This is a genomic window from Roseicella aerolata (genome assembly GCF_020523605.1).
In the GTDB taxonomy this organism is placed as follows: domain Bacteria; phylum Pseudomonadota; class Alphaproteobacteria; order Acetobacterales; family Acetobacteraceae; genus Paracraurococcus; species Paracraurococcus aerolatus.
The window spans coordinates 58182-66899 of the sequence record NZ_JAJAQI010000026.1; the positions used below are offsets into that span (position 1 = coordinate 58182).

Below are 8718 nucleotides of genomic sequence, written 5' to 3' on the forward strand. Positions count from 1 at the left end.
CGCGCCATGGCGACGACCGAATCCGGCCCGCGCTTCGCCCGCCTGCATGGCCGCTTCGAGCGCCGCGCGATCCGCTTCGCCATGGCCATCCTCGTCGTCCTCTCGGTCGGCGGGCTGGTCGAGATCGCGCCGCTCTTTGCCATCGAGAACACGGTGGAGAAGGTGGAGGGCATGCGGCCCTACACGCCGCTCGAGCTCGCGGGCCGCGGCGTCTATATCCGGGAGGGCTGCTATGTCTGCCACAGCCAGCAGATCCGCCCCTTCCGCGACGAGGTGGAGCGTTACGGCCCCTACTCCCTGGCAGCCGAGAGCATGTACGACCACCCCTTCCAATGGGGCAGCAAGCGCACCGGGCCGGATCTCGCCCGCATCGGCGGCCGCTATTCGGATGACTGGCATGTGCGGCACCTGATCGAGCCGCGCGACGTCGTGCCGGCCTCCATCATGCCCTCCTACGCCTTCCTCCTGGACCGGCCGTTGCCGGCGGACCGGATCGAGCGGCTGCTGCGCCGCCATCGCACCGTCGGCGTCCCCTATTCCGAGGAGCAGCTGGCCAATGCCCGCGCCGACCTGCTGGCCCAGGCCGATCCGGAGGCGGATGCGAGCGGCCTTGCGGAGCGCTACCCGAAATCGCAGCAGCGCAATTTCGACGGCCGCCCGGGCCTGACCGAGATGGACGCGCTGGTCGCCTACCTGCAGATGCTCGGCACGCTGGTCGAATTCGACTGGCGCCGGCCGAATCCGGAGTGGGTGCGATGAGCGCGGCGGAGCTCCTCCAGATCGGGGTGATGCTGGCGCTGATCGCGGCCTTCCTCGCCCTGCTGGTCCGGCTCTTCCGGCCCGGCGCGCGGGAGGAGGCGCGCCGGGACGCCGAGATCCCCTTCCGCGACGACCGGGAGGATCGCGCATGACCCCGCCCCTCGACGACGACAAGATCGGCGGCAAGGTCCCGCCCATGCCGCCGCTGCCGCCCGGCGCGCCGGACCCGGAGCGCGACCCGCATTCGCCGCTGCGCCAGACCCTGCCGAGCTTCGACGGTATCCGGGAGCTGGACAGCAGCCCGCCGCGGGTCTGGACCTATATCTACCTGCTGACCTTCCTCGCCTCGCTCTGGATCTGGGTGGCCTATCCCGCCTGGCCCTGGTTCGGCGGCGCGACGCGCGGCGTGCTCGGCTGGAACTCCCGCGGCGACCTGCCGCGCATGGCCGAGCTGGCGGAGGCCAGGGCGCCGGACATCACGAGGCGCTTCGCTGCCGCGAGCTGGGAAGAGATCGAGGCCGATGCCGGGCTCCGCAGCTATGGCGCCGCGGCCGGGCGCGGGCTGTTCGGGCAGAATTGCGCCCCTTGCCATGGCGGCGACGGCCGCGGCGCGCGCGGCTTCCCCAACCTCGCCGATGGCGACTGGCTCTGGGGCGGCAGCCCGGAGGCGATCGCGCAGACGATCCGCGTCGGCATCCGCTGGCCGGGCGTGGACGACACGCGCAGCAGCGAGATGCCCGCCTTCGGCGCGACGCGGCAACTGGAACGCGGCCAGGTCAGCGACCTGGTGGAATGGCTGCGCGCCAGTTCCGGCCAGGCGCATGACGCGGCCGCCGCCGCCCGCGCCGCGCCGGTCTATGCCGAGAATTGCGCCGCCTGCCATGGCGAGGATGCGCGCGGGAACGAGGAGCTGGGCGCCCCCAACCTGACCGACGACATCTGGATCTATGGCGGCGAGCGGGCGGCCCTCTTCGAGTCGCTCTGGCATGGCCGGGGCGGCGTCATGCCGGCCTTCGGCGGGCGCCTGTCGGAGGACATGATCCGCAAGCTGGTGCTGCATGTCCGCAGCCTCGGCGAATAGGCGGGGCCCGCGCCGGCGCTGGATCCCGCTGCTGGCGCTGGCGCCGTTGCTCGCGCTGCTGGCGGCGGATGCGGTGATGGTGGTGCTCGCCGCCCGCAGCGATCCCGGGCTGGTGGCCGATGCGCCGCGGCGGCTGGGCATGGCGCGGCTCGCCCCGGCAGCCGAGCTGCGGCTGGACCTCGCCCTCGCTCCGGCGCCGGGCGGCCATGCGCTGCGTCTGCGGCTGCGGGACGCCGCGGGGGCGCCGGTCGCGGCCGAGGCGGCGGAGGGGCGGCTCGAGCGCACGACCCATGCCGGCGCCGACCGGCCCCTGCGCTTCACCCCGGACGGCGCGGGCGGCTGGACGGCCGAACTGGTTCTGCCCGATGCCGGTGCCTGGCAGGTGACGGCGGCGGCACGGGATGCCGAGGGGCGCTCAGCCCTCGCGGTCCTGCGCCTCGCGCCGTGACGGCGCGCGCGGCCTGTCATCCTGCAGGATGCGCCAGGCGGCGCCGTCCAGGTCCTCGAACTGGCCGGACCGCACGCACCAGAGGAAGAGCAGCAGCCCGCCCGCGCCCAGCAACAGGGTGACCGGCAGCAGCCAGATCAGCGCGTACATCCCGGCCTCCCGCGCGGTACAGGGTCAGGGACGCCCCGAGGCGCCGCGGGTTCCGCAAGGAAGCCCAGGGCGCGCCGTCCCGTGCCCCGCCCCGGGCCGTAGGCGGGTCCGCGCCGGAGAGCAGCCCATGCGCGCCGGAACCGTCCGGCCGCTCAGCGCAGGACCGGCGCCGCGTTCTCCGCGCGACGGCGTTCGATTTCCCGCCAGCGCGCGACGTTGCGGTTGTGCTCCTCCAGCGTCCGGGCGAAGGCATGGCCGCCGGTGCCGTCCGCGACGAAGAACAACTCGTCGCTGCTCGCCGGCCGCGTCACCGCGCGCAGCGCCGCCAGGCCCGGCGCCGCGATCGGAGCGGGCGGCAGGCCGCGGATGCGGTAGGTGTTGAAGGGGTGTTCGCGGTCCAGATCGGCCCGCGTCAGCGGCCGGTCCAGCACGCCGCCTTCGGCGGCGGCATAGGCGACCGTCGGATCCGACTGCAGCGGCATGCCACGCCGGAGGCGGTTCAGGAAGACCGCGGCGACCCGGGACCTCTCCTCCGGCACCCCCGTCTCGCGCTCCACGATGGAGGCCAGCACCAGCGCCTCCCGCGGGGAGGCCAGGGGCAGGCCCTCGGCCCGCTCGGCCCAGGCGGTGGCGAGGGCCTGGGCCATGGCGGCCTGCGCCCGGCGCAGCAGCGCGGCGCGGTCGTCGCCCCATTGGTAGGCATAGGTCTCCGGCAGCACGGCGCCTTCCTCGGACAGCGCGGCCTCGCCGGTCATCCCCTCCGCCCCGCGCAGCAGGGCGGCGATCTGCCGGGCCGTCAGCCCCTCCGGGATGGTCAGGCGGCGCTGCACCGGGCGGGCGGTGCGCAGCACGGCCAGCACCTGTTCCAGCGAGGCAGCCGCAGGGAAGGCGAATTCGGCCGCCCGCAGCGGCCCCTGCGCGCGCGTCGCCCAGGCGGCCAGGGCGAAGGTGCGGGCATCCTCGATGATGCCGGCCTTCAGCAGCGCGGCGGAGATGGCCTCCGTCCCGCCGCGCGGGATCACCACCTGCGCGGGCGCGGCAAGCGGCCCGGGCGCGCGGTAGTGCTGCAGCGCGTACCAGCCGGCAATTCCGGCCAGCGCGGCCAGCACCAGCAGCGCCAGGCCGATCCGGCGAAGCGCCCTAAGCATCGGGGGAGAGGAGAGGTGTCGGCGTGCTCATCGCGGCAAAATGCGCATGCCGGCCGGAGCGTTCCGTCGCGATGGCTTCGGCCCGCCCGGAATGGCAGCGGCGCACCCCAGGAGCGCGCCGGCCGGATCAGCCTCCGCGGGCGTCAGGGCGCGGCGCGGAAAACGATGCTCGCATTGGTGCCGCCGAAGCCGAAGCTGTTCGACAGCGCCACCTGGATCTTCCGCTCCTGCGCCACCTTGGCGACGCGATCGATCGCGCTCTCGCGCGAGGCCTTCTCCAGGTTCAGGGTCGGCGGCGCGACCTTGTCGCGGATCGCCAGGACCGAGAAGATGCCCTCCACCGCGCCGGCCGCGCCGAGCAGGTGCCCGATCGCCGATTTGGTCGAGGACATGGCGAGGCCCTTCGCATCCTCGCCCCAGAGCCGCTCCACCGCGCCCAGTTCCAGGTCGTCGCCCAGCGGCGTCGAGGTGCCGTGGGCATTGACGTACTGCACCTCGGCCGGGGTCACGCCCGCGCTCTTCAGCGCCGCGCGCATGGAACGGAAGGCGCCGTCGCCGGTCTCGGACGGGGCGGTGATGTGGTAGGCATCGCCCGACATGCCGTAGCCGATCACCTCGGCATAGATCTTCGCGCCGCGCTTCTTCGCGTGCTCATACTCCTCGAGCACCATGACGCCCGCGCCCTCGCCCATGACGAAGCCGTCGCGGCCCTCATCCCAGGGACGGGAGGCCTGCTGCGGGGTGTCGTTGAAGGCGGTGGACAGCGCGCGGGAGGCGCAGAACCCCGCCATGCCGAGTTCGGAGACCGCCGCCTCGGCGCCGCCGGCCACCATCACATCGGCATCGCCGAAGGCGATCAGCCGCGCCGCATCGCCCAGCGCATGCACGCCGGTGGCGCAGGCCGTGACGGCGGAGTGGTTCGGCCCCTTGAAGCCGTATCTGATCGAGACATGGCCGGAGGCCAGGTTGATCAGCGCCGAGGGGATGAAGAAGGGCGAGAGCCGCTTGGTGCGGCCGGAGGCCACGACCTGGGAGGCCTCGTAGATGGTCTGCAGTCCGCCGATGCCGGAGCCGATCATGACGCCGGTGGCGCAGCGGCCTTCCTCGTCCTCGGGCGTCCAGCCGGAATCCTCGACCGCTTCCTGCGCCGCCACGAGGGCGAGCTGGATGAAGCGGTCCATCTTCTTCTGGTCCTTCACCGGGATCCATTCGGCGAGGTCGAGCCCGCCCGTCTCCCGCGTGCCGGATGGCACCTGGCCGGCGATCTTCGCCGGCAGGTCCTTGGTGTCGAAGGACTGGATGGCCGAGATGCCGCTCTCGCCCGCCACCAGTCGCTTCCAGACATGCTCCACGCCCAGGCCCAGCGGGCTGGCGATCCCCATGCCGGTGACGACAACGCGCCGCGGCGCGGCTCCGTTCGCGAACACTCTCAGCCTCTCCGTCGCTCGTGGCCTCAGGCGGCCTTCTGGCTCTCGATATAGGCGATGGCGTCCTTCACGGTGGTGATCTTCTCGGCCGCGTCGTCCGGGATCTCCACGCCGAAGGCTTCCTCGAAGGCCATGACCAGCTCGACGGTGTCGAGGCTGTCGGCGCCCAGATCGTCGATGAAGGAAGCGTCCTCGGTCACCTTGGCCTCTTCCACGCCGAGGTGCTCGACAACGATCTTCTTAACCTTCTCGGCGGTATCGCTCACGTGGTTCTCTCCTGCTAGCGCGCGTGATGGGGCCCTGGCACCGCCCCGCCGGGGCGTCCCAAAGAGCCGGGGCCATTAACACGGAACCCGGAGCGGGCCTAGGCGGTGTTTGCGGGGCTGGCAAGCCCCTTCCGCGGGGCTCGCGAGGTGCAGCGCGCCCGACATCCCATCTCCTAGCGCGAAGGGGGCACCACCGCCAGGGCCAGCCGGGCCAAGCCCGTCATCGCCTCGATCGCCGCGCCGGGGGTGGCGAGGCAGGCCAGCGCCGCCAGGACGGCAAGGTGCAGGTTGCCCCCCTGGCCGAGCACGGCAAAGGGCGCGGCCAGGGCGGCGGCCGCCAGCAGCCACCACGGCCCCTCGGGCCAGGGCCCCAGGAGCCGGGGCTGGGAAAACCGGGGCTTGTCCACGCGCGCCATCCGCCGCCTCGCCTGCCTCGGGGGAGAAAGCGGGGGAGCCTAGCGGAGGTTGCCTTGCGGGCGCCCGAACAATCTCATGATAGGGCGCGGCCCGCGCCGCGTCATACTGTCCCGCATGAATGGTGACCCATTTCTGCGGCCTCGGCCGCCGGCGCCGCCTCCGGCGGCTTGGCTACGCGGCATAGGCCGCGAGCCGCCTTCGCGGCCTATGCCGCCGATGGCGGCTGCAGGTCAGGAGTTATGCAGGCCGTTATAAGTTACTCACCGGAATGGCCGACCCACCGGGGACGAAACCGGCCGCAGCCTTCAACCTGGCGGTGCCGCTTTCTGTTTAGATCATCGCCATCCCGCCATTCACATGGATGGTCTGGCCGGTGACCCAGCCGGCCTCGGCGCTGGCGAGGTAGACCACCGCGCCGGCGATGTCCTCCGGCGTGCCCATCCGGGCGGCCGGGATGCGCTCCAGCAGCTTGCCCCGCGCCGCCTCGGGCAGGGCATCGGTCATGGCGGTCTTCACGAAACCGGGCGCGACCACGTTCACCGTCACCCCGCGGGTCGCCACCTCCTGCGCCAGGGACTTGCTCATGGCGATCAGGCCGGCCTTGGCGGCGGCATAATTGGCCTGGCCGGCATTGCCGGTGACGCCGACGATGGAGGCGATGGAGACGATGCGGCCGTGCCGCTTCTTCATCATCCCGCGCAGGGCGGCGCGCGCCAGGCGGAAGGGGGCGGTCAGGTCCACCTCCAGCACGGCGGCCCAATCGGCATCGCCCATGCGCAGCGCCAGCATGTCGCGGGTGAAGCCGGCATTGTTCACCAGGATGTCGAGCCCGCCGAGCGCGCCTTCCACCTTCTCCACCAATGCGGCCGGGGCGGCGGCATCGGCCAGGTCGGCCGGCGCCACCAGCACGCGCTCGCCCAGCTCGGCGGCCAGCGCCTCCAGCTCCGCGGCGCGGCGGCCGGTGAGGGCGACGGAGGCACCCTGCGCATGCAGGGCGCGGGCGACCGAGGCGCCGATCCCGCCGGTGGCACCGGTGACGAGGGCAACCTTGCCGTCCAGACGGAACATCGGCGACTCCTTGTGTTCTGCGGCGTCTCGGGATGCGGCGCCCGCCGCCCCGGTCGTCATGGCCGGGCCTGACCCGGCGATCTCACGTGTCGGGCGCGGGGGCAGCCCCCCGCGGCAACGGGTCAGAGGGTCTTCAGGAAGGCCTCGATATCGGCCGGATTGCCAATGGCGACCGCGGTCGCCTCCGGCGCGTTGCGCTTCATCAGGCCGGTCAGCACCTTGCCGGCGCCGAGCTCGGCGAAGCGGTCGCAACCCATGCCGGCCATGGCGGCGACGCATTCGCGCCAGCGCACCGTGCCGGTCACCTGCCGGACCAGCAGGTCGCGGATCCCGGCGGGCTCGGTCGCCTTGCCGGCGGAGACATTGGCCACCACGGGCACGACGGGGGCGGCAATCGCAGCCTTCTCCAGTGCCTCCGCCATGGCGTCCGCGGCCGGCGCCATCAGCGAGCAATGGAAGGGCGCCGAGACGGGCAGCGGCATGGCGCGCTTGATCCCCGCCCCGGGCGCCGCCGCCACCGCGCGGTCAATCGCGCCCTTATGGCCGGAGATCACCACCTGGCCGCCGCCATTGTCATTGGCGACCTCGGCCACCTCGGCCTTGCCGGTCTCGGGATCGGTCCTCGCCGCCTCGCAGAGCGCCCGGGCCTGGTCCAGCTCGGCGCCGAGCAGCGCCGCCATGGCGCCGACACCCGCGGGCGTCGCCTTCTGCATCGCTTCGCCGCGCAGGCGCAGCAGGCGGGCGGCGGTGGAAAGGTCGAAGGCCCGCGCCGCGGTCAGCGCCGAGTACTCGCCGAGGGAGTGGCCGGCGACGAGCGCCACCCGCGTCGCCAGGTCGAAGCCGCCCTCCTTCTCCAGCACCCGCAGCACGGCGACGGAATGCGCCATCAGCGCCGGCTGGGCATTGGCAGTGAGGGTCAGCTCCTCGGCCGGCCCCTCGAACATCAACCGGGAGAGTGTCTGCTTCAGGGCCTCGTCCACCTCCTCGAACACCTCGCGGGCGGCGGGGAAGGCGGCGGCGAGGTCCCGGCCCATGCCGGGGGCCTGGCTCCCCTGGCCGGGGAAGACGAAGGCGAGGGCCATGGCGGCGTTTTCCTTGAGGGCGCCCTTGCTGGGGCTTGGCCGTGCGATGGGCGCGCGGGGTAACGGTCGGTCACCCGACTGTCAACGGCGGCATCCCGCGGAACAGCCCGCGGCGCCTTAAGCCGGCCTTCACCGCCGGCGCGCCAGCCTCCCCGCTTCGCGGAGACGGGGAACAGCGCCATGCAGGACGCATCGAGGCGGGCGGCGCCGGGGCGGCATCCGGACGGCAGGGCCGGCGGCCCGGATGCTGCGCGATGCCGAAGATCCGTCGCCGCGGGCCGGGGCTGATCCATGCAGATTGCCATGACCCCCGCCGAACGGCATCTCCTCGCGGCGCTCCTCTGCCGTGCGCGGCGCTATGTGGAGTTCGGCGCCGGCGGCAGCACCTGCCTCGCGGCCAGGCTGGTCGGCGAGGCCGTGACCTCGGTCGACTCGTCACCGGAATGGTTGGCGCGGGTGCGCGCCGCCTGCCTGGACCTTCAGCTTCCGATCAGCCCCACGCTGGTCCATGCCGATATCGGCGAGACCGGGGCCTGGGGATACCCGGCCGATACCGCCGGGCGGGACCGCTGGCCCGACTACCACGCCCGGGTCTGGTCCGACCCGGAGGCGGCGCAGGCCGATCTGTACCTGGTGGATGGCCGGTTCCGTGTCGCCTGCTTCATGCAGACCGTCCTCAGATGCCGCCCCGAGGCGCGGATCGCCATCCATGATTTCGGCAATCGGCCCGCCTATCACGTCGTGCGAGAGGTGGCGCAGGAGATCGCCGCGACCGGCACCCTCTCCGTCTTCCTGCGGCGGCCGGATTTCGATCCGCAACGCGCCCGGGCGATCCTGGAGGCCCACGCCTTCCTCCCACCGTGACGCGGACG

At 73.0% G+C, this 8718-nt stretch carries 12 protein-coding genes; 5 read left to right on the plus strand and 7 right to left on the minus strand.

Annotation, left to right across the window (positions count from 1 at the left end; all coding sequences use genetic code 11):
- Positions 1-6: 6 nt before the first annotated feature.
- From ccoO to LHA35_RS17060, 4 genes are read left to right on the plus strand one after another with little or no spacing between them, the layout of a single operon-like run.
- The gene (gene ccoO / locus LHA35_RS17045) at positions 7-759 is read left to right on the plus strand and encodes a cytochrome-c oxidase, cbb3-type subunit II (RefSeq protein WP_226610167.1); all 753 of its coding nucleotides are present in this window, start codon (positions 7-9) and stop codon (positions 757-759) included.
- Complete coding sequence (locus LHA35_RS17050) at positions 756-911, plus strand: CcoQ/FixQ family Cbb3-type cytochrome c oxidase assembly chaperone (RefSeq protein ID WP_226610169.1); 156 nt, start codon at positions 756-758, stop codon at positions 909-911. The genes ccoO and LHA35_RS17050 overlap by 4 nt, the downstream gene beginning before the upstream one ends.
- Positions 908-1840: a cytochrome-c oxidase, cbb3-type subunit III gene (gene ccoP / locus LHA35_RS17055; protein ID WP_226610171.1), complete on the plus strand. Its 933-nt coding sequence runs from the start codon at positions 908-910 to the stop codon at positions 1838-1840. The genes LHA35_RS17050 and ccoP overlap by 4 nt, the downstream gene beginning before the upstream one ends.
- On the plus strand, positions 1818-2288 hold the full coding sequence (locus LHA35_RS17060; protein WP_226610173.1) for a FixH family protein: 471 nt from the start codon (positions 1818-1820) through the stop codon (positions 2286-2288). The genes ccoP and LHA35_RS17060 overlap by 23 nt, the downstream gene beginning before the upstream one ends.
- Here LHA35_RS17060 and ccoS read toward each other — a convergent pair.
- The 7 genes from ccoS to fabD form a co-directional block, all read right to left on the minus strand.
- On the minus strand, positions 2256-2438 hold the full coding sequence (gene ccoS, locus LHA35_RS17065; RefSeq protein WP_226610177.1) for a cbb3-type cytochrome oxidase assembly protein CcoS: 183 nt from the start codon (positions 2436-2438) through the stop codon (positions 2256-2258). The genes LHA35_RS17060 and ccoS overlap by 33 nt on opposite strands.
- Before the next feature lie 152 nt (positions 2439-2590).
- Positions 2591-3586, minus strand: a complete 996-nt coding sequence (gene mltG, locus LHA35_RS17070; RefSeq protein ID WP_226610179.1) for an endolytic transglycosylase MltG — start codon at positions 3584-3586, stop codon at positions 2591-2593.
- Between the two features lie 143 nt (positions 3587-3729).
- Entirely contained in the window at positions 3730-5013 is a 1284-nt protein-coding gene (gene fabF, locus LHA35_RS17075; protein WP_226610182.1) for a beta-ketoacyl-ACP synthase II, read from the minus strand.
- Positions 5014-5039: 26 nt separating this feature from the next.
- Entirely contained in the window at positions 5040-5279 is a 240-nt protein-coding gene (locus LHA35_RS17080) for an acyl carrier protein (RefSeq protein ID WP_226610185.1), read from the minus strand.
- A gap of 173 nt (positions 5280-5452) precedes the next feature.
- A complete protein-coding gene (locus LHA35_RS17085) occupies positions 5453-5686 on the minus strand; it encodes a hypothetical protein (protein WP_226610187.1) in 234 nt (77 codons plus the stop codon).
- A 340-nt stretch (positions 5687-6026) separates the two neighbouring features.
- Positions 6027-6764: a 3-oxoacyl-[acyl-carrier-protein] reductase gene (gene fabG, locus LHA35_RS17090; protein ID WP_226610188.1), complete on the minus strand. Its 738-nt coding sequence runs from the start codon at positions 6762-6764 to the stop codon at positions 6027-6029.
- A 122-nt stretch (positions 6765-6886) separates the two neighbouring features.
- Positions 6887-7846 (minus strand): ACP S-malonyltransferase, encoded by a 960-nt coding sequence (gene fabD / locus LHA35_RS17095; RefSeq protein ID WP_226610190.1) that lies wholly within the window; start codon positions 7844-7846, stop codon positions 6887-6889.
- Between the two features lie 303 nt (positions 7847-8149).
- Between fabD and LHA35_RS17100 the strand changes: the two genes are divergently transcribed.
- The gene (locus tag LHA35_RS17100; RefSeq protein ID WP_226610193.1) at positions 8150-8710 is read left to right on the plus strand and encodes a hypothetical protein; all 561 of its coding nucleotides are present in this window, start codon (positions 8150-8152) and stop codon (positions 8708-8710) included.
- Positions 8711-8718: the final 8 nt, after the last annotated feature.